Annotated in this window: 21 protein-coding genes and 2 pseudogenes; 6 read left to right on the forward strand and 17 right to left on the reverse strand. The window is 38.2% G+C overall.

The genetic code is table 11. The features are described 5' to 3' along the window. Positions 1–506: 506 nt before the first annotated feature. The 3 genes from BQ5364_RS09305 to BQ5364_RS09315 form a co-directional block, all read right to left on the reverse strand. Complete coding sequence (locus BQ5364_RS09305) at positions 507–1,298, reverse strand: helix-turn-helix transcriptional regulator (RefSeq protein WP_022251080.1); 792 nt, start codon at positions 1,296–1,298, stop codon at positions 507–509. 167 nt (positions 1,299–1,465) lie between these two features. Continuing rightward, positions 1,466–2,845 (reverse strand): MFS transporter, encoded by a 1,380-nt coding sequence (locus BQ5364_RS09310; RefSeq protein WP_071144176.1) that lies wholly within the window; start codon positions 2,843–2,845, stop codon positions 1,466–1,468. Between the two features lie 6 nt (positions 2,846–2,851). Next, positions 2,852–5,917 carry a glycoside hydrolase family 2 TIM barrel-domain containing protein gene (locus tag BQ5364_RS09315; protein ID WP_071144177.1) on the reverse strand — a complete coding sequence of 1,022 codons (3,066 nt, stop codon included), beginning with the start codon at positions 5,915–5,917 and terminating at the stop codon, positions 2,852–2,854. Between the two features lie 162 nt (positions 5,918–6,079). On the opposite strand from BQ5364_RS09315, the gene BQ5364_RS09320 reads away from it, so the two are divergent. The 5 genes and pseudogenes from BQ5364_RS09320 to BQ5364_RS09340 all read left to right on the forward strand — a co-directional run bounded on the left by BQ5364_RS09320 (position 6,080) and on the right by BQ5364_RS09340 (position 12,671). Next, the gene (locus tag BQ5364_RS09320) at positions 6,080–6,931 is read left to right on the forward strand and encodes an AraC family transcriptional regulator (protein WP_016438570.1); all 852 of its coding nucleotides are present in this window, start codon (positions 6,080–6,082) and stop codon (positions 6,929–6,931) included. A 279-nt stretch (positions 6,932–7,210) separates the two neighbouring features. Further along, positions 7,211–9,874: pseudogene (gene mgtA, locus BQ5364_RS09325) on the forward strand (magnesium-translocating P-type ATPase). Between the two features lie 14 nt (positions 9,875–9,888). Then, positions 9,889–10,203, forward strand: a pseudogene (locus BQ5364_RS09330) (winged helix-turn-helix domain-containing protein); the annotation flags it as partial. A gap of 150 nt (positions 10,204–10,353) precedes the next feature. Next, complete coding sequence (locus tag BQ5364_RS09335) at positions 10,354–11,910, forward strand: Mu transposase domain-containing protein (RefSeq protein ID WP_071144178.1); 1,557 nt, start codon at positions 10,354–10,356, stop codon at positions 11,908–11,910. Continuing rightward, entirely contained in the window at positions 11,907–12,671 is a 765-nt protein-coding gene (locus BQ5364_RS09340; RefSeq protein WP_071144179.1) for an ATP-binding protein, read from the forward strand. The genes BQ5364_RS09335 and BQ5364_RS09340 overlap by 4 nt, the downstream gene beginning before the upstream one ends. Here the strand turns inward: BQ5364_RS09340 and BQ5364_RS09345 are convergent. The 7 genes from BQ5364_RS09345 to BQ5364_RS17465 all read right to left on the reverse strand — a co-directional run bounded on the left by BQ5364_RS09345 (position 12,661) and on the right by BQ5364_RS17465 (position 18,921). Further along, complete coding sequence (locus BQ5364_RS09345) at positions 12,661–12,852, reverse strand: hypothetical protein (RefSeq protein WP_071144180.1); 192 nt, start codon at positions 12,850–12,852, stop codon at positions 12,661–12,663. The genes BQ5364_RS09340 and BQ5364_RS09345 overlap by 11 nt on opposite strands. A gap of 280 nt (positions 12,853–13,132) precedes the next feature. Further along, a complete protein-coding gene (locus BQ5364_RS09350; RefSeq protein WP_022250345.1) occupies positions 13,133–13,834 on the reverse strand; it encodes a hypothetical protein in 702 nt (233 codons plus the stop codon). A gap of 149 nt (positions 13,835–13,983) precedes the next feature. Then, positions 13,984–14,397, reverse strand: coding sequence for a hypothetical protein (locus BQ5364_RS09355; protein WP_004612643.1), 414 nt, complete (start codon positions 14,395–14,397; stop codon positions 13,984–13,986). 41 nt (positions 14,398–14,438) lie between these two features. Further along, the gene (locus BQ5364_RS09360) at positions 14,439–14,669 is read right to left on the reverse strand and encodes a hypothetical protein (protein WP_004612644.1); all 231 of its coding nucleotides are present in this window, start codon (positions 14,667–14,669) and stop codon (positions 14,439–14,441) included. A gap of 1 nt (position 14,670) precedes the next feature. After that, positions 14,671–16,476 carry a glycohydrolase toxin TNT-related protein gene (locus tag BQ5364_RS09365; RefSeq protein ID WP_071144181.1) on the reverse strand — a complete coding sequence of 602 codons (1,806 nt, stop codon included), beginning with the start codon at positions 16,474–16,476 and terminating at the stop codon, positions 14,671–14,673. A 152-nt stretch (positions 16,477–16,628) separates the two neighbouring features. Beyond that, a complete protein-coding gene (locus BQ5364_RS09370) occupies positions 16,629–17,084 on the reverse strand; it encodes a DUF4274 domain-containing protein (RefSeq protein WP_071144182.1) in 456 nt (151 codons plus the stop codon). A 19-nt stretch (positions 17,085–17,103) separates the two neighbouring features. Next, positions 17,104–18,921, reverse strand: coding sequence for an AHH domain-containing protein (locus BQ5364_RS17465; protein ID WP_083382795.1), 1,818 nt, complete (start codon positions 18,919–18,921; stop codon positions 17,104–17,106). A 641-nt stretch (positions 18,922–19,562) separates the two neighbouring features. Here BQ5364_RS17465 and BQ5364_RS09380 point away from each other — a divergent pair. Further along, positions 19,563–20,942, forward strand: a complete 1,380-nt coding sequence (locus tag BQ5364_RS09380; RefSeq protein ID WP_071143765.1) for an IS4 family transposase — start codon at positions 19,563–19,565, stop codon at positions 20,940–20,942. Positions 20,943–20,954: 12 nt separating this feature from the next. Here BQ5364_RS09380 and BQ5364_RS09385 read toward each other — a convergent pair whose 3' ends face one another. The 7 genes from BQ5364_RS09385 to BQ5364_RS09415 form a co-directional block, all read right to left on the reverse strand. Then, the gene (locus BQ5364_RS09385; protein WP_136017815.1) at positions 20,955–21,539 is read right to left on the reverse strand and encodes a hypothetical protein; all 585 of its coding nucleotides are present in this window, start codon (positions 21,537–21,539) and stop codon (positions 20,955–20,957) included. A 194-nt stretch (positions 21,540–21,733) separates the two neighbouring features. Beyond that, the gene (locus BQ5364_RS09390) at positions 21,734–22,081 is read right to left on the reverse strand and encodes a DUF7957 family protein (protein ID WP_071144184.1); all 348 of its coding nucleotides are present in this window, start codon (positions 22,079–22,081) and stop codon (positions 21,734–21,736) included. 14 nt (positions 22,082–22,095) lie between these two features. Further along, positions 22,096–23,871 (reverse strand): LXG domain-containing protein, encoded by a 1,776-nt coding sequence (locus tag BQ5364_RS09395; protein ID WP_071144185.1) that lies wholly within the window; start codon positions 23,869–23,871, stop codon positions 22,096–22,098. 59 nt (positions 23,872–23,930) lie between these two features. Further along, positions 23,931–24,185: a hypothetical protein gene (locus BQ5364_RS09400; protein ID WP_004612655.1), complete on the reverse strand. Its 255-nt coding sequence runs from the start codon at positions 24,183–24,185 to the stop codon at positions 23,931–23,933. A gap of 16 nt (positions 24,186–24,201) precedes the next feature. Next, positions 24,202–24,627: a DUF5082 domain-containing protein gene (locus BQ5364_RS09405; RefSeq protein WP_021739116.1), complete on the reverse strand. Its 426-nt coding sequence runs from the start codon at positions 24,625–24,627 to the stop codon at positions 24,202–24,204. Positions 24,628–24,660: 33 nt separating this feature from the next. Beyond that, positions 24,661–24,966, reverse strand: coding sequence for a DUF4176 domain-containing protein (locus BQ5364_RS09410; RefSeq protein ID WP_235837155.1), 306 nt, complete (start codon positions 24,964–24,966; stop codon positions 24,661–24,663). 37 nt (positions 24,967–25,003) lie between these two features. Next, on the reverse strand, positions 25,004–25,564 hold the full coding sequence (locus BQ5364_RS09415; RefSeq protein ID WP_022250348.1) for a T7SS effector LXG polymorphic toxin: 561 nt from the start codon (positions 25,562–25,564) through the stop codon (positions 25,004–25,006). Positions 25,565–25,566: the final 2 nt, after the last annotated feature.

A 25,566-nucleotide genomic window follows, 5' to 3' on the forward strand; every position in this document is an offset into this window, starting at 1 on the left:
TGAAATTTTTTTGAAACAGAACGTATCGGCTTGTCACTCCACGATTTAGAAATAGAGATATTACTTCTAAACTATTCTCCCAATCAAACTATCTTTGTCCTTGTAATTGTTATAAAGTATGTACTAATTCAAACAATAGCATCGTAATATCATTTTTTGAACATAACGGTTACATACAATATAGTTCTATTTAAAATCATCTTTCCTTAAAAGAGAAAAACTTTTCGAAATAATTTAATCTTATATTTATAACACAAAGCGTTCAGAATTTTTATTCGTCTAAACACTTCTTCATCATATGACGAAATTTGTGCCAAATCATTTAATAAATCCTACTTTACATCTAAATTTAGGAATCTATCGACCATTCATTATAATCGTATTTTTCCTACCTCTAAAATTTTTCCATTTAATCTTTGATGGAAATATAATACTTCTCTTTGAATATATCCTTTAAATTTACTTGTCGATATGTTTCTTTTCTATAAGTAATAATGAGACATGTTCTATTTTTCCCACCATGTTTTTCGATATTCACTAGGCGTCCGCCCATACTTTTGTCGAAAAACTCTATTAAATGTCCTCTGGCTTTCAAATCCAGCTTCCAGATAAATATCTGTAATCCTTCTATCCGTATTTTCCAACAAAGAGGTCGCATAATTTAAACGAATTTCATTTAAGTATTGGTTGAAATTTGTATGAAAAATACCTGAAAAAATTTTTGATAGGGCAAACTTATTAGTTCCCAGAGCTGATGCCACTTTCCCAAGTGTAAGTTCCTCTTGAAAATGTGACAACAGATAGGTCATCGCTGCATATATCAGATCATTACTCCCCACACTGTCTTTTTCTATGAATCGGAATGTTTCCCTGCACCGGTATAATATAATCTGCAAATAAGCCTGCCCCACAACCTCACTGACTTTCTGATCTTTTATCAGACAACTCAGGGCGTTTTTAACTTCTCTATGTAAATCTGCGCTGGCAATCACCGGGTTTTCCGGACATTTCTTCTGAAGAAGCGCCATAAACGGACCACTTAGTTCCAAAGAAGCATAAAACTGGTACACCTCATTTTCCCCCTTTGAAAACACCTGATAATGATGAATCAAATCTGGAAAAACAATAGCAAAATCCCCCTTTTCCATATGATACAACTCATATCCAATGCCAAGCTCCACCTCCCCTTTTGTTACATATACCAGTTCTATGGCATTGTGAAGGTGAGGGGGAACATGATGTGGTTTTTTCCTTATCATACTGAACTTTTCTTTTTTCTCTTCATAAGACGGCTGCATGATATTTCTTTCCCCTCTCAAGAATTGGCTACATTTCTTTTTGATATGGCACGCAGGTTTTCTGCCCATCCGATATAATAAACTCAGTAATTAGGAAAGGAGGAAAACCAGAATGAAAAAACTGATGAATTACTTACAGAAAGTCATGAATTTTTATGCGGTTTACTTCAATCATGCATACCGTCTTTCATAGACTTTTCCTGTAAAAGTTTCTCATTTGCCTTCTCTACATTCATCTTTGCCATAATAACGGTAATGATAAGCGTGATTACTACTGGAATCCATAAATACATGATCTGCAGCATCTGGATACAGGAATCAGACTGTACAGCCAGTGTGCCGTCAAAGCCACTGAAATCCAGAAGCCAGCCGGTAATGGCAATTCCAATTCCACCGCCCAGCTTAATACCAAGAGAAGTACAGGAATACATGGTTCCGTCTACTCTTTTATGCTTTGTGAGATATGTATATTCTGAGCAGGAGGCAATCACAGCATTCATATCCCCCTGCCATGGTCCCATACCAAAAGCTGCAATGCCAGTAAATAAAAGCATCAGTGGCACACTTCCCAGATAACCGGCTACTACGACCAGGGCTCTTCCAATCGTTCCAATCACGTATCCTGTAAGGTTCAGTTTATACATTCCTCTCCACTTTTCCACCAGCATCGGTGTAATGAGCAATGCAATAATCAGTGGAATATTAATGGCCCAGGAAAATACACCATACAGATTTTCATTGAACAGGATATACGTCATATAGTAAATACCCATATTCAGCATAGCAGTATAAATCTGCTGAAGGATATAGGTAGCACAGATCATAACATAGTATTTATTGGTAAACAACAGTTTTGCAGCATCCAGAAGGGAATATTTTTCATCATTTCCGGATTGTTTCCCATCATTTAATTCTTCTTCCGCTAATTCCTTTACAGAAAGTACAGAAATCGTATTAACAATCAATCCAATTACTGCATAGATAATCGCAACCGTTCTCCAGCCGGCAGCTCCGCCACCCATCCATTCTACAAAGCCAATGGTCAGAGACTGAATCAACAGACTTGTGGAAAAAGCAAAAATGAAGCGATAAGAACCCATCTGTACACATTCTTTACTATTCTTTGTTACCAGGGCTGTCAGAGCAGAATACGCAATATTATTCGCTGTATAAAATACTGCATTTAACAGTGTATACGCAATAAAAAACCAGGCATACTGTGCAAATTCTCCCATATTTGCAGGTATTGCAAAAATAGCGACTAAGGTTACAGCACAGCCAATATAGCCATAGAGCATCCAAGGTCTTGCTTTTCCCATTTTACTCTTTGTTTTATCAATCAGGGTTCCAAAAAAAACATCCGTAATTCCATCGAATAACTTAGATACGGCAATTAAGGTTCCAATAATTCCCGGATTTAATCCTACTGTATTGGTAAGATAAATCATGACAAAAGAGGACAGGAACGCATACACGACATTTCCTGCAATATCCCCAAAGCCATACCCAACTTTGTTATACCATTTTAAATACGTTTTCTCTTTCATGTGTTCCTACCATTCCTTCCCAAATAAAAACTTCATATCAAACGTAAAGGTTTCTTCTGTAAACTGGTACTCTTTCCGTAGTTCCGGACCACAGCTGTTGGAACCAATGCCGTTCTGTGCATAATCCAGACAGACAATGGTACTTCCCGATTTTTCCAACTCAAAATTGTGTGCCTTTCTCGTCAATTCTTCCTGTGAGTAATAAGACACATTGAAGGAAAACGGCCTGGAAGATACTGCTGTAACGGTCTGATTCTCCTTTTCCAACATCAGATAATCACAATCTGTATGGCTTCCATTCTCCTGCGGGCAGATATAATCTTCATGCTGTTCCTCTACCGTTGTATCATACAATCCATGGCTGCAGGAACGGCATTTATCTCGATAACTTTCGTGCGGTCCCAATCCATAAAATTTCAGATTTTCATATTCTCCCCTCAAAAACAGGCGGATGCCAAATCTAGGAAGCTGCGGAAATTCCCTATCCTTTTTGACGTGCATTTTGACAGATATTTCTCCTGTCCTGTAAATCTTCCATACGGCCTCTATATCCAAAACCTTCTGAATTGCTACTGCAGCCACGGACACCGTACTGTAAATCCGAATTCCTTCCCCATTCATTTCCCAATGAGTATCATAAGCCCTGGCTTTGCTCCGGTCATATCCGGCATCTATCCATTCTTGTTTGATCTTCCGGTCATTATCCGTAGGTGCTCTCCAGATATTCAGTTCCATAGGGGTTTCCAGAAGTTCCTCTCCATCTACACTTAATTGTTCAAATAAACCCGAAAGTTTATTGTAAACATAGAAGAATGTATCTGACCGGACGGAAAGAAAACGATCTGTTTCAGAAACCTGTACCTCTGCTTCTTTCTGTTCCTGAGTTTCCAACAAAGCTGTTGCCTGCTGGTTTCTTCCATCCTGATTTTTCAAAAGGATTTCATCGAATCCCATCCTACTGCCCTGCGCCATAACACTGGTACCGTGCTTTAAATGATAAGATACTTTCAAATAACATTTTCCGCTGTCTGGAACGGCAATATCCAACAAAATAGTTCCTTTCTTGTGAGGCAGTACAGACTCCTGCAAAATGAACTGTTTTTTCTCCAGCAGCTTTCCGTCACAGTTTACTTCGTATACCAAATAGATATAATCCTTTAAATCCACATAGTTCATATAGTTTTCCAGACACAGCTCCCCTGTTTTCTGACAGAAAGACACCACTCTTGCCGGGCGATACACATTCTGGTATTCCAAAAGCCCTGTATGGGGTGTTCTGTCCGGATATACCAGGCCGTCCATACAGAAATCCCCATCATGGACTTCTTCTCCAAAGTCACCTCCATAAAGGTACTTTTCTTTTCCATTAGCAGCCTGTCCCTGATAAATGGCATGGTCGCACCATTCCCACACAAAGCCGCCGCAGAGGACATCATACTCATAAATTATTTGAAAATAGTCTTCTAAATCTCCCGGTCCATTTCCCATGGCATGACAGTATTCAATCAACAGGAGAGGTTTGTCCGGTTTTTTGTCCATATATTCCTGAATTTCTTCCAGGGAAGGATACATCCGGCTGAAAATATCAATGTTACTGTAATCATATTTCCTTCTGTCGCTGCGATAAAAAGAACTTTCATAACAGGTGAGCCTTGTAGAATCAAACCCTTTTGTCCATTTTAAAGCTTCCTCAAAAGTACAGCCATAACCACATTCATTTCCCATAGACCAGATAATAATACAAGGGCGGTTCTTTTCCCTGTGTACACAAAGTTGTGTACGATCCAGAGTTGCCGGGATAAATTCCGGGTTGTCCGAGATCCGTTCATTCCATTTCCTGCTTACATTTTCCCAATTGGAATCTTTTAAATACTGGGACTGGGTTCCATGACTTTCATTGTCTGCTTCTGCAATCACAAAGAATCCATATTCATCACAGAGCTGGTAAAAATAAGGCACATTCGGATAATGGCTGCTACGGACTGCATTGAAGTTGCTTTCTTTCATCATCTGCAGATCCTTCTTCATCTGCTCCAGTCCAATCACAAACCCTGTTACTGGATCGGAGTCATGACGGTTCACCCCTTTGAATTTGATGGCGGTTCCATTTACATAAAGGACTGCATCTTTGACACAGATTTCCCGGAGGCCAATCCGGTCTGTAATCACTTCCCCTTCCGTTTCCAGAACCAGAGTATATAAATACGGCTGTTCCGGATTCCACAGATTTGGCTCTTTTACAAGAATTACTGCTTTATGTGTATAAACAGTACCTATATTTTCCTGAAATACCTGAGAAGCAATCTCCTTATGTTCTGCATCATACAAAGTAAGTTTTGTTGGCACTGCCTTTCCCTGATAACTAGCCTGTACTGTAATTACTGCCTGTTCCTCCTGGATTTCGGTAGTTGTAAAATAGTCATAGACCACATTTTCCGGGCGGTTCACAAAATACACATCCCGGAAGATTCCACTCATTCGAAATTTATCCTGATCTTCCAGATAAGTTCCATCACACCATTTCAGAACCAGTACCGCCAGCGTATTCTCCCCATTTTTCAGAACTTCCGTCACATCAAATTCACTTGTGGCATGGGAAACCTGACTGTAACCTACATACTTTCCATTTACCCAGACATAAAAGCAGGAATCCACCCCTTCAAAATTCAGATATGCTCTGGGCGCCTCCTCTGGTATTTCATAGTAAAATTTCCTGACATAGGCTCCGCATGGATTCTCCTGTGGAACATAAGGCGGATCCAGTGGAATCGGATACCTCACGTTAGTATACTGGTGGCTGTCATACCCGTAATTCTGCCACACCCCCGGCACCTCTACCTGTGTAAATCTGCTGCAGTCATATCCTTGTTCGTAAAATTTTTCCTGCAAATCGTAGATACTGTTAAAATACTGAAACTCCCATGTTCCATTCATACAGATAACCCGATCTGAAGAAAAACGATCCTCTACCAGTGGTCCCATATCATGGGAAGCTGGCATATAATATGCTCTGCTGGGCATGGTGTTTTCATGCATTATTTTTAAGTCCTCGTAATGTCTTGGCACGATCATAATATTTTCCCCCTTTATTTTTATGATTTTTCCTTTGGTTTATCATTATTTTACGCTATTTTTACACTATTCGTCCATAAACTCTATTGGACAAAACATGCACAAAATGATACACTATCTTTAACAGAAGCCTACTTGTTTAAAGGAGGTGCGAGACGCATCATGTATATCAACTCTGGTTATCTGCATAATTCATTATTGGATTTCAAAGATAAGAGCAAACCACTAGTAGTGGGAAGCTGTGGGACATACCGGCTGATCCACCAGCCCAAGCTTCCCACGTATCGCCCCCGAGGAAGGATTGACTATCAATTGCTTTATATTGCTGCAGGGAAAGGTCATTTCTTTTTGAATGGCAAGGAAGAGATTATAGAGGCCGGACATATGATTTTATACAAGCCACGGGAAATGCAAAGATATGTTTATTATGGGACAGACCAGACAGAAGTTTACTGGGTTCATTTTACCGGTAATAATGTAAAAAATATTTTAAGAGAATACCATTTGTTTGAATCCGGACAGATTATCCAGACTGGAAACTCTACGGAATATCATCAGATTTTCCGAAAAATGATTCAGGAACTCCAGCTTACCCGTCCTCATTATGAAGAATACTTATCTCTCCTGCTCAGGGAACTGTTCCTTCTGATTAGCCGCCAGGCTCCCATGGGCATCTCTTCCCAGAACCGGATGTTGCAAAAAGAAATGGAAGAAGCTACACAGTATTTTAATGAACATTTTGCAGAAGAAATATCGATTGAGCAGTACGCCATGGACAAACACCTCAGTATCAGCTGGTTTATCCGAAGCTTTAAACGTTACAATAGCGTAACTCCCATGCAGTATATACTAAATCTCCGGATCACAAATGCAAAGACACTGCTCCGGACTACTACATATTCTGTATCCGAGGTGGCATCCATCGTTGGGTATAATAATCCGCTGTATTTCAGCAGACTGTTCAAAAAACAGACGGGACTTCCTCCATCGGAATTTCGGAATAATAAGATTTAGGAAAGCGCATAGTTTCAAATCAATTTTATATTATAGACGTAAAACTTCTTTATATCCAATCTGTTCTTCCAAAAATGTATTTCCCGTTTTTTGTTTTGCCATAATGCTTCTCCTAAAAAAATTTTATTCTGCCATACTTTACCTGTTCTGAAAAGGTCGTAGCGTTTAAAATATATCCCTCCGACGAATCGCAAGAAAAAAGCAAGAATATAAATCTGTCATTTTCACAACTCTATGTTAAAATATTCTTATTTATACTGCGAAGGGAGGAATCTATTTTTGTCGAAAGCAACACTATTTGACAGCCGTATCAAAAAGTACGCTTACTGTAAGCCGCCAGAAATCTACCGGGATCTTGGTACATCTGCCCTTGGGCTATCCAAAGAACAGGTGGATGCAATGCGGGAAAGATATGTCAAAAACAGTTTTCAGGAACGTAAAACAGATACCACCATCCAGCGATTGCGGCGAGCGTTTATTAATCCATTTCATGTGATTCTATTTATTTTAGGTATTGTTTCTCTTGTTACCGATGTTTTTATGGCCTCTAATTTTACACGGAATGCTACTACTGCCCTTATCATTTTTTCCATGATTGTAATCAGCGGTATCATCCGTTTAATTCAGGAGCTGCGGGCGAAAAGCACAGCCGAACAGCTTGACCGTTTGATTCACGAAAAGGTTACCGTAAGACGGAATGGGGAACTACGGGAAATTCCCGGTGAAGAATTAGTAGTAGGCGATCTGATTCTGTTTTCTGCTGGTGATCATGTTCCAGCGGACATCCGGCTGACAAAGGTAACCGATCTATTTATTTCCCAGGCCGCTATCACTGGAGAAAGCGCCATTTTGGAAAAAAGCTGCTGTACACTTTGTTACAAAGAGCAGGAACCCATAACACAATTGGAAAATCTTGCGTTTATGGCGACCACAGTTATCAGTGGAAAAGGGGAAGGCATCGTGCTGGCTGTAGGAAGGGATACTCTATACGGTGGATTTACCAAACCTAATTCTGAAGATAAAAATGCTTTTCAAAAAGGAGCCAATTCCATTGCCTGGGTCATGATCCGGTTTATGGCGGTTCTGGTTCCCATTGTATTTCTTATATTGGGGATCACAGGTGGAAAGTGGCTGGAATCCTTTGCATTCGCACTGTCTGTAGCGGTAGGGCTGATGCCGGAAATGCTCCCCATGGTCATCACCGCCTGCCTTGCAAAAGGAAGCCTTGCTATGGGTAAAAAACAGACCATCATCAAAGATCTGAACGCCATGCAGAGCTTTGGAAGCATGGATGTGCTTTGTATGGATAAAACAGGAACACTGACCAATGAAAGTGTCCTGCTGGAATATTATATGGATATTCTGGGCAATGAAAATACAGATGTCCTAGATCTGGCTTATCTGAACAGTTCCTATCATTCCGGCGTCCGTAATCCCATTGACAATGCCATTCTTGCCTGTAAATCCATGCCAGGCAGGGAAATCCATTATGCCAAGCTTCTGACAGAATACCAGAAGGAAGATGAAATCCCCTTTGACTATACTCGTAAGTTTGTCAGTACCCTTGTGCAGGACAGTACCGGAAACAGCCATCTGATTATGAAAGGAGATATTGCACACATCCTTTCCCGATGCAGTCATGTAGAATATCGTGGAACATGACTTCCTATGGAAAAAGATGCCAGACAAAGCGTATTTTGTGTGGTAGGGGAAATGCTGCAGGATGGGATGAAGGTTATTGCTGTGGCTCGGAAACAAGTGGGAAGACGAAAGAAAACCACACCTGACGATGAAAAGGATATGACTTTGGTTGGTTATCTGTTTTTCTTCGATGCCCCAAAACAGACGGAAGGCGAATCCGTAACAGCACTGAAGAGATTAAAAGTAATCCCGAAGATCCTGACCGGAGATCAGACAGCCATTGCACTATCCGTCTGCCGCCGGGTTGGAATCTCTGCCGAACATATCCTAACTGGCACCCAACTGGATGAAATGACAGACTGTGAACTGAAAAAGGTGGTAGAAGAAACCCATGTTTTTGCAGAGCTTACTCCCGGTCAGAAAGTGCGTCTGGTTTCTGCACTCAAAGAGAATGGTCATACCGTTGGATTTCTTGGGGATGGGGTCAACGACATTCCTGCACTAAATGAGGCAAATGTAGGGATTTCTGTAGATACAGCAGTGGACGCCACCAAAGATGCTGCTGATGTTGTATTGCTGCAAAAAGACTTAAATGTATTGGAACAGGGTGTCCTGGAAGGGCGAAAGACTTTTACCAATATGCTGAAGTATATTAAAATCACCGCAAGTTCCAACTTTGGAAATATTTTTTCCATCATTTGTGCCAGTGCATTTTTACCGTTTCTTCCTATGACCTCCATCCAGATCCTGCTTCTGAATCTGTTATATGATACGCTGTGTATCGTACTTCCATGAGACAATGTAGATGAGGAAGAGATACTGTCCCCAAGAGACTGGTCCGGCAACACACTGAAGCAGTTTATGCTTTCTTTCGGACCGATCAGTTCCCTGTTTGATATTGTGACTTTCCTGTTTTTGTATTATTTCCTATGCCCTGCACTGTGCGGAGGGGCAACTTACCTGCAGCTTACCGATCCTTCCCTGAAACTTCAGTACGCTGCTTTATTCCAGACAGGCTGGTTTTTGGAGTCCATGTGGACACAGGTTTTGATCCTGCATTTCCTGCGTACTGCCAAAATCCCGTTTCTCCAAAGCAGGGCATCTGCACCGGTCATCTCTATTACTTTGGTAGGGATTCTTGCTTTTACAGCCCTTACTTTTACCAGCGGGGCATCACTGTTTGGACTGACAAAATTACCGCTTTGGTATTTTGCCTTTTTGCTGCATGTGGCATTTTTCTATATGCTGCTAAGTTCCGTAACCAAATATTTTTATAAGAACAAATATCAAGAGTTAATTTAAAGGAGGCGTTCATGATGAAAAAGAATATCAGTTATATTCCCATGGATCATACCCTTGAAATCTGGCTCTTGGAAAAATTATTAAGGGAACCGCCGGAAAGTGCTTATACAAAAGAACTGATTTCCGGTATTCAGGACATGATAAGCGGTGAAGTATCCTCGCTGTTATTAGGAGCCTTAGAAGATACAGAGGTGGCTATTGGTGTACACTCGGATGAACTTCTGATCGGTGATCTGGAAATTCATCCAAGGAGTCGGAAAATCCTAATGAAAGGTTCTGAAATCAGCCTGACACCAACGGAATTCGATATTTTATATTTTCTTGCTAAGATGCAAATTTCGCCCGACCGGTGTGAATATTTCGTTTGAAACGGTGTGAGCACATTGTTCCACCGGTGTACCTGCTCGGAATATCGGTGTGAGACTTATTGTGGTATAGTTTTCTCGTGGTAAAAACAAATGAGAAAGGAGCATACAATTATGCAAAACTGTACTACAATTCTTGGAATCATCGATATGCGTCAACGTGGCATATCCTATGATGATTGCCGTAGCCGATACAAAGTTGGCTGCAGCACAATTACTCTGATCATGAACCGCTTCAAAGAATCCGGCAAAGATCTTGATACGCTGAAACAAATGTCGGCAGAGGAAGTGGAACATCTATTCTTTCCACCCGAAAACCTCCGCAGAAAAGATGATTCCGTTATGCCTGATTACCAAGCCGTCTATGAGCGGCTAACTATGCCAGGAAGCAAAGCAAATCTCTTTTATCTGTGGCTGAAATACAAGAAGGACTGTCCTTCCGGTTATCAATATACACAGTATTGCCTGTATTTTAAACGCTTCGTTGAAAAGCATTACGGCTCGGAAGCTGTCAGCATGGTCGTGGAACGGATTCCAGGAGAAAAGGTTTACATCGACTGGGTCGGTGATCAACCGGAAATTCTTGTGGATTCATCAACTGGTGAAATAAAAAAGGTACATTTTTTTGTTACAACTGTTGGAGTAAGCAACCTTATTTATGCGGAAGCCTTTGAGGATGAAAAACTGCCCAACTTCATTGCCGGTACTGTTCATGCATTGGAGTCCTATGGTGCAGTGCCTAAATATCTCGTACCAGACAACTTAAAAACTGCAATCACCAAGCATACCAAGGATGAACTGGTAATCAATAGTGTCTATCAGGACTTAGAGAATTTCTACGATGTAGTAATCCTTCCACCACCGCCTCGCAAGCCGAAGGGAAAACCAACGGTGGAGAAGTACGTTCAGTTTCTGGAGACACATCTGTTGGAAGACCTGAAAGAAAAAGTTTACTACAGTATCGAAGATATCAATCGTGATGTACGGCAAAAAATAGCGGACATCAACAACGAGAAAAGGACCTCCCAGTCCCTTTCCAAAATGGAAAGTTTCCTTCGATATGACAAACCACAGATGAAGCCACTTGCCGGTGAATCCTTCTCGCTGTGTGATTATAAATACTTTGCCCGTGTACCGAATAATTACCATCTGTTGTATGATGACCACTATTATTCAGTATTGTACACGTATTATAATCAGCCTGCAATTCTTAAGGCTACAATGGCAGAGGTACGAATCTGCGACCGGAATAACAAGCTGATTTGTACCCATAGAAGGTCCTACAAAGACTTTCCCAAATACATCACCAAGCCGGAGCACATGGCTCTAGAGCATCAATACTACAAAGAAGTGAATTCTAAAGATGGCGCTTATTACAGACGATGGGCCTCGAGTATCGGTCCATATATGGGTAAACTTATTGATTCCGTGCTTCTTACACCTCAGCACGAAGAACAAGCCTATAATAGTTGTAACGGCATTCTTCATATGTGTAAGAATCAATCCAGACTTTTGCTGGAAGATATCGCAAAAACATGCGTGGAAAGTAATGCCTGTAGGTATTCTTATTTCAAAAAGCTCCTGAAAAATATGCAGGACAATCATTCGGTACCGACTACATCCTCACTTCCAGAGCATAGTAACTTACGAGGGAAGGAGGAGTATCGATGATAAATAAAAACCAACTTTCCACAGAGGACTACGAAATCTGCAGTAAGCTTAAAAGTATGCGGTTCTCCGGTATGGCAGAAGCATTGGAGGAAGTGTTTGCAGATCCCAATGCAGAACTTCTTCCATTCAGAGAAAAAATACAGCGTATCGTAGATGCTGAATGGAATCTGCGCTATTTCAAGAAACTGAATCGTTTTATCAAAAAGGCAACCTTGAAATATCCCGCTGCTGATCTGGATGAAACGCTTTATAATCCGGAACGACAGCTGGATGTGCGCATCATAGAGGAACTTTCCAAATGTGAATGGATTGAACAGGGAAAAAATCTTGTCATAACAGGAAAAACCAGTTCCGGTAAAAGCTACCTTGCCAATGCACTTTGTATTTGTGCCTTGCGGCAGTTCAAGACAGTCCGGTACATGAAGGCTAGCCAGTTGATAAATGAGTTGTCCAAAGCAGAAAAACTCGACACTTATCAAGAAGAACTGAATCTGTTCGCTGGCTATGATCTTCTTGTCGTTGACGATTTTGGATTGATGAACATGGATGTTAATAAGTGCCGAAACTTATTTGAGGTATTCGACAGCAGAGATCCTCATAAATCCATCCTTGTAATCTCTCAGTTCCCTGTACCTGCCTGGTATGACATGTTTCAGGATCATACTTATGCAGAGGCGTGCCTTGCACGCATGCTTAGTGGAGCCTATCGTTTGGAGATGAATGGTAAGAACATGAGAGATATGGAACCTATTAACAAGTAACAACAAACTGATAACGCACCGCTGGTGCGAGCCTCTTACACCGCTGACGCGGGAAAGGGGCTCCGTTTATCCGAAATGTGCAAATACATTCCAAAATAGTGGTGGATGATTTCATAGGAACCGCCTTTGATACTGTCTGAACTGCTTTTACTAAATCTGCCTTTTTACAAATAATTTTCATAGGTTATTCTCCTTTCATACAACTGTAATGTTTACTATAAAAAACTAAATTTTTCCTCCTTTCTTTTTTACATACAAAAAAAGACACAAAAAACCATACGATTTTTCATGTCTCTCTTTATATTTCTTAGGATATTCCTTAAAATACTGCTTTTGGCTTCTGCCAAAATGAAATACTAACTACAAATCTTTCCATTTGTAAAAATATATTCGTTATTATAATAACACAATATATAGCGTTTTACAATCCATTTTTCTATATATTGTATGTGTGATGTTTCTTATAAAATTTCTTTTTGTCCCATATTCCAAAGAAAGGCTTTAAGCGTATCTATCTCCTTTTCTTTGCATAAAATTCTCTTATTCTGATACAAATGAATTATTAGTCCAACCACGCCTATAATAAAATCCTGATTGACGAGATATTCCCCGGAAACATTCAAAAAAGAGGGATTTTTTCGTATTGTTTCCAATACTTTTTCTGTCAGTATATAACCCGATTTTTTCTCTCCTTTTTCTGTATAAATATCCCCTGTTCTTAAATCAATATAAACTACTTCAGACAAACACATAGCCCATGCAGAATCCATGCCCTGATCAAACAGGAAAATCGTTTTCCTTGGAAAATACTTTTTGAAAAAGTGCTGATAGATATTTAAACTTTCCACTTGTTCTTTTTCCGTCAAATAATATGCCGTTCTATATTCATAACCGTAAAAAGCCCGATTAGCAGATTTCCCGAAAAAGTAGAAAGAAGTTCTTTGTTCTTTCTCTCTGATATACCTGGCGACCGCCAGTCCACAATTATCTGTAGTATCTTCCACAAACACAATATCCATAGGGCTTTCTTCATTTGCTTTGCGAAAAGCATCTATCGTAGAATACTCGTAGATTGCATATACGTTATCTGACTGACACGCTTCCTTTCGGATATCATCCAGGAGCTTACTTTCTTTTTGGTAAAATATCGCAATTTTTATCATTGGTATTCCCACCCTTTTTCTTTTAGAATAATATACCCCGGTAAAACTACAAGGTTTTTTGTATAAATTGCCTTTTTTATTGCGTAATTGGCTGTCAACGGTATTTTTTAGGGGCATGTCACCGACATACCCCAACCGTCATCAAATTTCTATGATATAAATGTAAAAAAATTTTCTTCCACATTCACACGACAGACTCTGTCATTTTCTAGTTCACGATACAATACAGAAAATACTTCCACGACTTCCTGAATGCTCAATCCTTGAATTTCTATATTCCGAAAAAGTTCTCCCAAGCATAAATCGGAATCTTTATATGCTTGTTTCACAAGGTTACAGGCATCTTCAATCGTCTTCACCGAAATACAGATTTCTGTTACTATATGCTCAGCCTTTCTTTTTACTGTCTGCTCTGTTTTAGGATTTTTTAATAAAATCCCCATTTTCAGCATGTCCTGTTTCCAACCTTGATAGGAAGGATATTCCTGTTTATCGACATATTTGCGAAACAGTCTGTATACCCCTCTCTCTGTATATGTTCCTTTAACCTTCCAAGAATCCATATTCCTTCTATATGCATCTATACTTTTTATAATGATAAATATTATATGGTTGAATAACGTTTCATTTTTCTCAAAAAAAACTCACAAGCTTCTGTTTCTGTATCAAATACCTTTAATCCAGATTTATGACCTCTCTCACTATAATAAACTTGCCATGTTTCTTCCTTAACAATACATAACTTTTCATTAGGAAACCCACCTATCATTAAAGAGTATAACTCTTTGGGAACTCCTATTTTATTTAATTCTTTTTCCAACTCAACTATTGTCATTTTATTTTACTCTCCTTATTATTCCCGCATCTAATAACTCATCTATTATATCTGGTAACACATATTGTATACCTCCACCAGTTTCATTAAACCACGGTGCAATCTCACCCGCCTTTACCTTCATTGGCTTAAGAACTTCAAATACACTATATGGTTTTAAATCTGTTCCTGGTGCTAATGCTCTCTGACCATAAGATATTCCTTCTGACGAAGCGAAAGAACCATAATCAGTTCCATATCTATCAATTTTTTCTCCTGGTTTTAAAGTTACCTCATCGAATTTACCATTAAGAAATCCATCTGTATTTTTATCTCCATGTTGACCTGGCCAATTTATTTCACCTGTTGTTTGATTGTAATACTTAGGGTTATCAAATACATCTTTATACTTTAAATATAGTTCTTCATCTGGAGCGTATTTCCAAGAACTTAATTTTAATTTATCAGCTTCACTTACGCCCTCAAAGCCTTTTCTCCGCAAATCTATCAAGTTATCCCCCAGTTCTTCAATATCTGTCTTTCTCGCTACATCTCCAATTTCCGATACCGAACTATTCACTGGGTTTCCTGATAGAACTCCTTCTACCACATTGCTTCCCAGCATTGCCAATATACGGCTGTCTGTACTTTGGTAGATTACATCATAAGCCTTATCTTCTGCCACATTGCCAATCAATATCCTTCCACCATCTACGGCGATAGCTTTAAATTTTGTAGCACCTGTTGCTCCTTTTAAGATGCCACTCATCGGTAATGCCATTGCAGAAATCATAGTACTGGCATTTCCTATAGTATAATATAATTCCGGATTTCCTGCAAACAGTGTATCACGGATAGGGTTTTCTGCTACTGCAAATCCATCACCGGAAAAACCCAGGGATATATTGTTCATTCCTTCTGTTGCATTCGATAATCCATATAATGTAGATGTTCCTCCTACAACAGCTGCACTAAGCACAATAGGGGTAGCCGCACCCGCAGTTGCGAAAATCAGTGCTGTTCCCACCGTTACAGATACGATGCCTGAAAGAAATTGTTTTAATCCTTCCGCTTTCCTATCATCAGCAAGTTTATCGTTCATTTTATCTTCAAACTTTTTCATTGCAGCTTCGTACTGAGCTATGTTCTGAGCTACAAAATTTCCACTTGCTTCATATTCCATCTGCAGCCTTTGATATGACGGTAGCATTGCAATAGAACCAGCCTGATAATTGGTTACTGATATAGCAGGACTTCCTGTTCTTGCTATCAAAATAGACCTTATAGACTCCAGCATAGAGTTCATATTCTGCGTATCATTTTGATGTGTTTCCTCATAATCACCAATGTCACTGTTTAAAGTTTTAACACGACTTTCCATCAACTGATAAGAAAGTACTAATGCCAAACCTGAAGGCTGAACAACTGAAACAATATCACTAACACTGGAAATGACGCTATTAATTTCTTCCCGTAAATTTTCAAAGTCCTCCCGTCCATTCTCCAATACTTGCTGTTGTTCCTCCAATATTTCTTGTGGAATCTCAGCCTCATAAGAAGAATCAATTCCATAATATCCCTCTGCATATACCGAAAGACGTACCTGAAACTCAGTTAAGAGTTGCTGTAGTGATCCAATCACAGGAATATGTACTTCTTGTATATAATTCTGTATGCTTTTCCCTGTTTCTCCTTGGATACATGGTGTTACTACAATCGTTTCTAATGCCTGATAAACGGACTCTAATTGTGTCCCCCATTCGCTTAACTGACTAATCATCTGATTTTGTACTTCCAACAACTCTTCGATTTTCACATGGTATCCCATAACACACCTCCTCCTTGGGTGCTTCTCATAGTACTGGCGTTTCCTATAGGATAATATAAATCCGGATTTCCTACAAACAGTGTATCACGGAGAGAATTTTCTGCCATTGTAAATCCGTCTCCTGAAAAGCCAAGGGATATATGCATTCACTATTATATATTAGGTATCTCTACTACATCGCCATCAGTTTCTTCTATAAACACCTTAGTTATATTAGGATTATTCTTCTTTAATTTAAAAATTTGAACCTTTGTTAATGGCGGAATAAACTTAATGTGATTAACTTTAAACTCATTTTTTAAAATATGCTCCTCTATTTCTGAAATAAAGCTAGCCCATTCCTTTAAATTCGGATTCTTTAATTCTTCCTTATTTTCTAAAGCTCTATATCCATCAGCATCATAAAAAATCATTAAAGCAGTCCCTAAATCACAGTTTTTATTATTTATTATATTATATGGGATCTCAAAACCATTGTCCCAGTTATAATTTCCTGCTATTATATGCAGTAGCTCTGAATCTGTTATACTTTTAATTTCATCTATAGTATCTTTTTTATTTTCACTATAGAGCAATTTATGTACATATTCCTTTTTAGAATTATTCATTTGAACTCCTCCTTAATTGTTACTTTCTAATTCTACTTAAACTTCTTTCCCATAATTCTACCGTTGCTCCTTGATTTGGATACAATGGCAATCCACTTTCTTGTAGTTTTCGTAAATCACTCTGCAAGTCAAATACTTGCTTTTGAAGTACGTCCACACTCTGATTGATATCCATCTTATTCAGTTGATTTCTTACTACATTATTATATACTGAATGGTAGCCTCTATGCCTTGACATAGCACTTAATTCAGCATCTGGCGTTCTTAATAATATTCCATTTGTTGCATCATCTAAATTCATTCCTATTTTTTGAAGTATTGGATTATCTGCCATTTCTGCTGGGATTATATGTTGTGCTTGATGTCCAGTCCATTTAGTTGACCGCTTTAATCCCATTGATTCCATTATATTTTTACCTAGCTTAGTAGAATCACCACCTGTAACTACTCCAGGTTTTCCTGGAATAAGTCTTTCAGGGTTACTTACGCCCTCAAAGCCTTTTCTCCGCAAATCTATCAAGTCATCCCCCAGTTCTTCAATATCTGTCTTTCTCGCTACATCTCCAATTTCCGATACTGAACTATTTGCTAGGTTTCCTGACAGGACTCCTTCTACCACATTACTTCCCAGCATTGCCAATATACGGCTGTCTGTACTTTGATAGATTGCATCATAAGCTTTATCTTCTGCCACATTGCCAATCAATATCCTTCCACCATCTACGGCGATAGTTTTAAATTTTGCAGCACCTGTTGCCCCTTTTAAAATACCACTCATCGGTAATGCCATTGCCGAAATCATAGTACTGGCATTTCCTATAGTATAATATAAATCCGGATTTCCTGCAAACAGTGTATCACGGATAGGGTTTTCTGCCATTGTAAATCCGTCCCCGGAAAAGCCAAGGGATATATTATTCATTCCTTCTGTTGCGTTCGATAATCCATATAAGGTAGATGTTCCTCCCACAACAGCTGCACTAAACACAATAGGAGCAGCCGCACCCGCAGTTGCGAAAATCAGTGCTGTTCCCACCGTTACAGATACGATGCCTGCAAGAAGCTGTTTTAATCCTTCCGCTTTCCTATCATCAGCAAGTTTGTCGTTCATTTTATCTTCAAACTTTTTTATTGCCTCTTCGTACTGAGCCATGTTCTGGGCTACATAATTTCCACTTGCTTCATAGCCCATCTGCAGCCTTTGATATGCCGGCAGCATTGCAATAGAACCAGCCTGATAATTAGTTACTGATACAGAAGAGCTTCCTGTTCTTGCTATCAGAATAGACCTTATAGACTCCATCATGGAGTCCATATTCTGTGTGTCATTTTGATGCGTTTCCTCATAATCACCAATATCACTGTTTAAAGTTTTAACACGACTTTCCATCAACTGATAAGAAAGTACTAAAGATAAACCTGAAGGCTGTACAACTGAAACAATGTCACTAACATTGGAAATGACGCTATTGATTTCTTCTCGTAAATTTTCAAAGTCTTCCCGCCCATTTTCCAATGCTTTCTGTTGTTCCTCCAATATTTCCTGTGGGATCTCAGCCTCATAAGAAGAATCAATTCCATAATATCCCTCCGCATATACCGAAAGACGTACCTGAAACTCTGTTAATAATTGCTGTAGTGATCCAATCACAGGAATATGTACTTCTCGTATATAATTTTGTATGCTTTTCCCTGTTTCTCCTTGGATACATGGTGTTACTACAATCGTTTCTAATGTCTGATAAACGGACTCTAATTGTGTCCCCCATTCGCTTAACTGACTAATCATCTGATTTTGTACTTCCAACAACTCTTCGATTTTCACATGGTATCCCATAACACACCTCCTCCTTGGGTGCTTCTTTTCAAACTCTGTATTTTTCAACCGTTATACTCAGAGATTGGTTAGATCCATTTCTATTTATGTAATAAAGCTTAATTTAGCATATTTTTAATCTCATCTAGTAGATCATCTATGGTTGCATTTCCGTCCAAGAACAGGAAATTGGTGTATTTTTTTCTTATCATTCGGCGTTGAAAAAATATGAGCGACTGTATATGCTATCCTACTTTTAGAGAAACACTATTGCATTGGATTACTCATTAATCATTCCATTCGCATTACTCTCTATTTTACATCTATTAAATAATCTTTCTTATTAACGTTTTCTAATTCGCATATTAACATATAATATTCAAAAAGAAAATTAGTGCATTGACTAAAATCAACGTCATTAGGAGCAACTAACAATGTTCTCATAAACGAATGATAATTTGAATGTAAAATTTTTTCAAGAATTCTCATGAGTTCTTCGGAAATATAGAATGAATAATATCTATATAACTCAAACTTCCCACACCAATAAGGTGTGATTAACCTTGAAAATTCAATATTTCAGCCAATTAAAAAGGCATAAATACGTTCCTTTGGTATAATAGAATTGTCGAAAAACCAAAATAGAAAAGGGGATTTATGCCATGTCCAGTATATCACAGAACAATAGCAATGAGGTAGCATTACTTGATTGTGTCCAGAAGTTTTTTATCAAGCATCACGTTGGCAGGTTGTTGAAGCAATGCAACGGCACCAAAGAGAAAGGCGTTTCCTCTGTTTCTCTGCTTAAGTATAAGATGGGGAACATTTTCACTGGAAGAAGTATGTATATGCAACAGAAAACAGGTTCCTTCAAAGAAGCGTTTTCCAAGAACACCTTCTATCGTTTTCTGAATTCTACGAAAACCAACTGGCTCCGTTTTACATCACTTCTTGCTGCTGACATCGTGAAGAATGATCTAAAGCACCTTACTGATGACTCCCGTAAGAACGTGTTTATCATCGACGACAGTCTGTTCCATCGTACAAGCTGCAAAAAGACAGAACTGGGATCTAAAGTCTTTGATCATACGGGAATGAACTACAAGAAAGGCTTCCGTATGCTGACCGTAAGCTGGAGCGATGGGAATACGCTGATTCCTGTAAACAGCTGTCTCCTGGCTTCATCCAAAGAGTCGAACATCATCGGCCCTGTGAAGGCATTTGATAAGAGAACTCTTGCCGGAAAGCGTCGTAAGCTTGCACAGACAAAAGCTCCGGAGGCAATGCTTACACTCCTTGATACCGCTGTATCTGCGGGGCTTTCTGCAGAATATGTGCTTTTTGATTCCTGGTTTTCCAATCCTGCACAGATAACTGCGCTTAAGTCTAGAGGAATGGATGTCATTGCCATGATCAAGAAAAGCAGCCGCATCAAGTACACTTATGGTGAGGACCAGCTTAATATCAAGGAAATATATTCCAGGAACAAGAAACGTCGTGGCCGTTCCAGGTATCTTCTTTCTGTTGATGTGATGGTAGGGAAAGAGAATCCCATTCCAGCAAAAATCGTTTGCGTAAGAAACAAGGCCAATCGTAAGGATTGGCTTGCTTTCATATGCACAGATACATCGCTCTCCGAAGAAGAAATCATCCGCATCTATGGCAAACGCTGGAAAATCGAGGTCTTTTTCAAGACCTGCAAGTCTATGCTGAATCTGATTGGTGAATGTCATAGCTTATCTTATGATGCACTGACTGCTCACGTAGCAATCGTGTTTACCAGATACATGTTACTTGCAATGGAGCAGAGACAGAATGAAGATCAACGAACCCTAGGGGAACTGTTCTTTTTTCTGGTAGATGAAATGGCAGATATCACTTTCTACCGTTCACTTAGCATCCTGATGGATGCTTTCATGGCAAGCCTTCAGGAACTTCTGAAGCTTAGTGACGAACAGTTGGCTAGATTTACTGCTGATTTTGAGTCCAGACTGCCGGAATATCTGCGTAATGCACTCCATCCACTGGCTACTGTGGCATAAATCGCTATTTTGTTAGCTGAAATATTGAATTTTCAAGGAACAAGTCCCATTTGGGGTATGGGAAGTCTTAGTATATAATTTATCAATCTCATCTTCCGTTTTATAAATGCATTCTCTAATCCACTCTCTTACCGTAAAATAAACAAGGTTCTCTCGAGTAGTTCTGGCAGTATCTAATACCTTAACATTATCTGAAAATCGTAATTTACACAGCACGTTAAATAATTCTTCCTCTGTATAAGTATCACTTTTATGATTTTCTAAATAAATCTTTGAAAGAGACGATATATTATCTCGCATATACCTTACAATTTGTTCCAATCGCACAGAAACATTTTTTCTTGCAACAGCCTCTTTCCTATTATTAGGGACATAAACTTGTGTCACATAAAACATGAAATTTATTATATAACCAACAGATAGTTGGAATAAAAAGTCAAACCATAGTTCTGCTCCTTTAAAAATTTCAGGCCAATCCATCGTTAAAAAATATGATGAAATAACCACTATAGATATTATAAAAAAAGAAAAAATCAATTTGTTTTTCCTTATAAAAATGCACATATTCGCTTTTAAAAACTTTAACATTTGTAACATTCTTGTAGAATAATTGGACATTTAGTTATCTCACATTTCCTTTCTATTGATATCATGGTTTGATACCGCTATAATATACTTATTTCAACCTCTTGAATAATCCGGTGTCTGTGGCCCTACTGGGATACGGACATTTGTTTAGACCGTTTTATCCCCGATATTCCTTATAGTCTTCAAAGAGACATTTGTAGATTTTACTTCACTATATCTCTTTTTTCTATTGTTCCATCTGCAATATTTATAAAATATCTTCTACCATAAAAATCTGTTGCCGTTAACTCTCCATTATTAAAAAACATATTCTCATATGGTAGATTATTTCCGTTAGGATTTATTATACTTAAACTTTCTACTTTCCAAGTAATTTTACAATCTAACGATACTGCATATATATTATCTATTTCATCAACATTAAATGGTATTGATAATAATACAATGATTTGATTGTCAATCACCTTAGCATCTCTAATATCATACTTAAATTCCATTATTTTTTTATCAATACGTAATTCATTTTTGTTAATTTTAATTATATTATTCATTTCTTCTACTCCTATTATGGTAATTCTCGTGGATTTAAAAATTCACCTATTCTTTTTCCCATTAAGTCATATTGTACTCCTCCACCATTTCCCCATCCTTCAAGCGGATTAACTATTCCCGTTCTAATAGTTGTTCCTTTTGTGAGTTTTACATCTACTACATATTTAGGGACAGATGGTAAGGCAAATTTATCTTGTATTTGCTTAGGTGTTAATCCTGCAATATCTTCTGCTTTCATAACCCAGCCTCCATACATACCTGATACTTCTCCATCATACACTCTAACAAATGTTGAATCTTTTGTTAATTCTATTTCTTTAACAATTGTCCCTGGTTTATATGGTGGATTATCATATCCCATTACATTTTTCCACCAAGAATTAGTTTCTTCGGCTGTGACTTTTCTTAATGTTGTAAAATTGTCAGATTTACGAATTTCCTCAGTAATATAATTAGATAGATTATCTACTTTATTACTTGTCTGCTTTATAATATCCGGTTTTCTCGCCACATCTCCAATTTCCGATACCGAACTATTCACTGGGTTTCCTGATAGAACCCCTTCTACCACATTGCTTCCCAGCATTGCCAATATACGGCTGTCTGTACTTTGGTAGATTACATCATAAGCCTTATCTTCTGCCACATTGCCAATCAATATCCTTCCACCATCTACGGCGATAGTTTTAAATTTTGCAGCACCTGTTGCCCCTTTTAAAATACCACTCATCGGTAATGCCATTGCCGAAATCATAGTACTGGCATTTCCTATAGTATAATATAATTCCGGATTTCCTGCAAACAGTGTATCACGGATAGGGTTTTCTGCTACTGCAAATCCATCACCGGAAAAACCCAGGGATATATTGTTCATTCCTTCTGTTGCATTCGATAATCCATATAATGTAGATGTTCCTCCTACAACAGCTGCACTAAGCACAATAGGGGTAGCCGCACCCGCAGTTGCGAAAATCAGTGCTGTTCCCACCGTTACAGATACGATACCTGAAAGAAATTGTTTTAATCCTTCTGCTTTCCTATCATCAGCAAGTTTATCGTTCATTTTATCTTCAAACTTTTTCATTGCAGCTTCGTACTGAGCTATGTTCTGAGCTACAAAATTTCCACTTGCTTCATATTCCATCTGCAGCCTTTGATATGACGGTAGCATTGCAATAGAACCAGCCTGATAATTGGTTACTGATATAGCAGGACTTCCTGTTCTTGCTATCAAAATAGACCTTATAGACTCCAGCATAGAGTTCATATTCTGCGTATCATTTTGATGTGTTTCCTCATAATCACCAATGTCACTGTTTAAAGTTTTAACACGACTTTCCATCAACTGATAAGAAAGTACTAATGCCAAACCTGAAGGCTGGACAACTGAAACAATATCACTAACACTGGAAATGACGCTATTAATTTCTTCCCGTAAATTTTCAAAGTCCTCCCGTCCATTCTCCAATACTTGCTGTTGTTCCTCCAATATTTCTTGTGGAATCTCAGCCTCATAAGAAGAATCAATTCCATAATATCCCTCTGCATATACCGAAAGACGTACCTGAAACTCAGTTAAGAGTTGCTGTAGTGATCCAATCACAGGAATATGTACTTCTTGTATATAATTCTGTATGCTTTTCCCGGTTTCCCCTTGGATGCATGGTGTTACTACAATCGTTTCTAATGCCTGATAAACCGTCTCTAATTGTGTTCCCCATTCACTCAACTGACTAATCATCTGATTTTGTACTTCCAACAACTCTTCGATTTTCACATGGTATCCCATAACACACCTCCTCCTTGGGTGCTTCTTTTCAAATTCTATATGTTCCAACCGCTAAATGTCTATCGTTTTATTAAGGATTGTTCTGCATAAGTCATACAGGTACTGACATCTTGTAGTTTTCCCACATCTTCCTGCAATAAAGTTTTATAACTTCCAAACAGTTCTGATAAAGTCTGATAGGTTTCTAAAAATGCTGCTAAAGATTTCATATTTCCTGTAATTTCCGGTTGTTCTTTACTTTTTTTAATACCTTGGCTGGCTACAGATAACGCTGACACATTCGAATTATAAGTTAATTTATTTAATTCAATCATTGACAGTCCCCCTTACCTAATTAAGCAATGTTTCAATATAATTTCCCAAAGAGTTAATCTGACTTTTTAGCCAGCCAATCACTCCTTCTTGATCATAAATCTGATTTTCCAATCTTGTGATTTCATCCATAATCGCATCTACGGCTTGATCAGTTTCATCATAATATGTTTGATAACAAGGTTTAAGCTGTTCCTCAGCAATTCCTTCATACTCTTCTTTATTAGATCCTTTCCAACTGCTACATGAAAGTTTTTGCGTAATGTCAAATTTCTCCGACTCTATATTGAGTTTATAAGTCTGCAGTTTCTGTTTTGCACCTTCCAAACGCTCAATTTTCTTTTCTAATCCCTGAATTTCATTTTGACACTCTGAAATCCTATAGTTTGCTTGATTAATTTCATATTTTGCAGATGAAATAGCAGCTTGATTTTTATTTGCCATGAATCACACCTCCCTGTCCAGAAAGCAAAAGTTTTATGACTCATTTTCTATTTTTAATAATCCATCCAAATGTTCTTTTAAACTTTTTTGCATTCTGAAATCATCTTCATCTTGAAACCCTTTTTGAATTACTTCTTCAATATCCTCGTGGTTTAGATATAACACGTTTTCTCCAATCAAGCCTTCTGGATAAGTACAAGCAACATAATCAAAATATTTTTGCTCCCCCTTGAAAATTGCTACAACACCTCTTCCAATCAAAACAAGCTTTTTTACACTTCCTTTTACAATAATTACAGAACCTAATGGTAAAAACTTTTCTTCTTTCATTGCATTCATACCTCTCATATTTAAAATAAAACAGAACGTTTCTTAATTATTTAGAAAATTTCATTCGCATTAAAGTTATTCCTTCATCAAGTAAACTCATATCATTCGCATGTGACACATCATATTCTCCAATTTTTTCGTTAATGTCTGTCAATGTAACCATAAGTGTATCAATTTTCTCTGGAACTTGAAACTCGATGGAATAACTGAATAAATCATCTACTTTACTAAGTTCATCTACGATATTCTCATAAATGTCAGTATAACTTTCTTTATATAAGTTTAATTGTTTCTGCTGTCTTTCTAACACATCTTGTTTAATAATTGCTGTATTTGACTCCTCAAGTTCCATAAATCCTAGTACGTATTTAGAATAATTTTCTTGGAATAGATCTAGAAGAGCTTCTATCTCTGTTTTTATTGGCATATGAATATTTTTTATGTTATCTTTTAATTTTGTACCAGCTTCACCTTGCAATTCGTTTGTATCTCCTAAAACTTCCAGAGTTTTTCCAACCTCTTGTAGCTCTTCTTTCCAACGCTCAATTTGTTCCTGCGATTTAAGCTGTAAGCTTAAAATTTCTTCCATTCTAAGATAATATCCCACAT

Source organism: Coprococcus phoceensis (assembly GCF_900104635.1).
Taxonomy (GTDB): domain Bacteria; phylum Bacillota; class Clostridia; order Lachnospirales; family Lachnospiraceae; genus Faecalimonas; species Faecalimonas phoceensis.

Bases quoted from the DNA above. Each gene is read 5' to 3' on its own strand.
- BQ5364_RS09305 (WP_022251080.1), bottom strand. From the start codon at position 1,298: ATGCAGCCGTCTTATGAAGAGAAAAAAGAAAAGTTCAGTATGATAAGG.
- BQ5364_RS09310 (WP_071144176.1), bottom strand. From the start codon at position 2,845: ATGAAAGAGAAAACGTATTTAAAATGGTATAACAAAGTTGGGTATGGC.
- BQ5364_RS09315 (WP_071144177.1), bottom strand. From the start codon at position 5,917: ATGATCGTGCCAAGACATTACGAGGACTTAAAAATAATGCATGAAAAC.
- BQ5364_RS09320 (WP_016438570.1), top strand. From the start codon at position 6,080: ATGTATATCAACTCTGGTTATCTGCATAATTCATTATTGGATTTCAAA.
- BQ5364_RS09335 (WP_071144178.1), top strand. From the start codon at position 10,354: ATGCAAAACTGTACTACAATTCTTGGAATCATCGATATGCGTCAACGT.
- BQ5364_RS09340 (WP_071144179.1), top strand. From the start codon at position 11,907: ATGATAAATAAAAACCAACTTTCCACAGAGGACTACGAAATCTGCAGT.
- BQ5364_RS09345 (WP_071144180.1), bottom strand. From the start codon at position 12,852: ATGAAAATTATTTGTAAAAAGGCAGATTTAGTAAAAGCAGTTCAGACA.
- BQ5364_RS09350 (WP_022250345.1), bottom strand. From the start codon at position 13,834: ATGATAAAAATTGCGATATTTTACCAAAAAGAAAGTAAGCTCCTGGAT.
- BQ5364_RS09355 (WP_004612643.1), bottom strand. From the start codon at position 14,397: ATGGATTCTTGGAAGGTTAAAGGAACATATACAGAGAGAGGGGTATAC.
- BQ5364_RS09360 (WP_004612644.1), bottom strand. From the start codon at position 14,669: ATGACAATAGTTGAGTTGGAAAAAGAATTAAATAAAATAGGAGTTCCC.
- BQ5364_RS09365 (WP_071144181.1), bottom strand. From the start codon at position 16,476: ATGGGATACCATGTGAAAATCGAAGAGTTGTTGGAAGTACAAAATCAG.
- BQ5364_RS09370 (WP_071144182.1), bottom strand. From the start codon at position 17,084: ATGAATAATTCTAAAAAGGAATATGTACATAAATTGCTCTATAGTGAA.
- BQ5364_RS17465 (WP_083382795.1), bottom strand. From the start codon at position 18,921: ATGGGATACCATGTGAAAATCGAAGAGTTGTTGGAAGTACAAAATCAG.
- BQ5364_RS09380 (WP_071143765.1), top strand. From the start codon at position 19,563: ATGTCCAGTATATCACAGAACAATAGCAATGAGGTAGCATTACTTGAT.
- BQ5364_RS09385 (WP_136017815.1), bottom strand. From the start codon at position 21,539: ATGTTACAAATGTTAAAGTTTTTAAAAGCGAATATGTGCATTTTTATA.
- BQ5364_RS09390 (WP_071144184.1), bottom strand. From the start codon at position 22,081: ATGAATAATATAATTAAAATTAACAAAAATGAATTACGTATTGATAAA.
- BQ5364_RS09395 (WP_071144185.1), bottom strand. From the start codon at position 23,871: ATGGGATACCATGTGAAAATCGAAGAGTTGTTGGAAGTACAAAATCAG.
- BQ5364_RS09400 (WP_004612655.1), bottom strand. From the start codon at position 24,185: ATGATTGAATTAAATAAATTAACTTATAATTCGAATGTGTCAGCGTTA.
- BQ5364_RS09405 (WP_021739116.1), bottom strand. From the start codon at position 24,627: ATGGCAAATAAAAATCAAGCTGCTATTTCATCTGCAAAATATGAAATT.
- BQ5364_RS09410 (WP_235837155.1), bottom strand. From the start codon at position 24,966: ATGAATGCAATGAAAGAAGAAAAGTTTTTACCATTAGGTTCTGTAATT.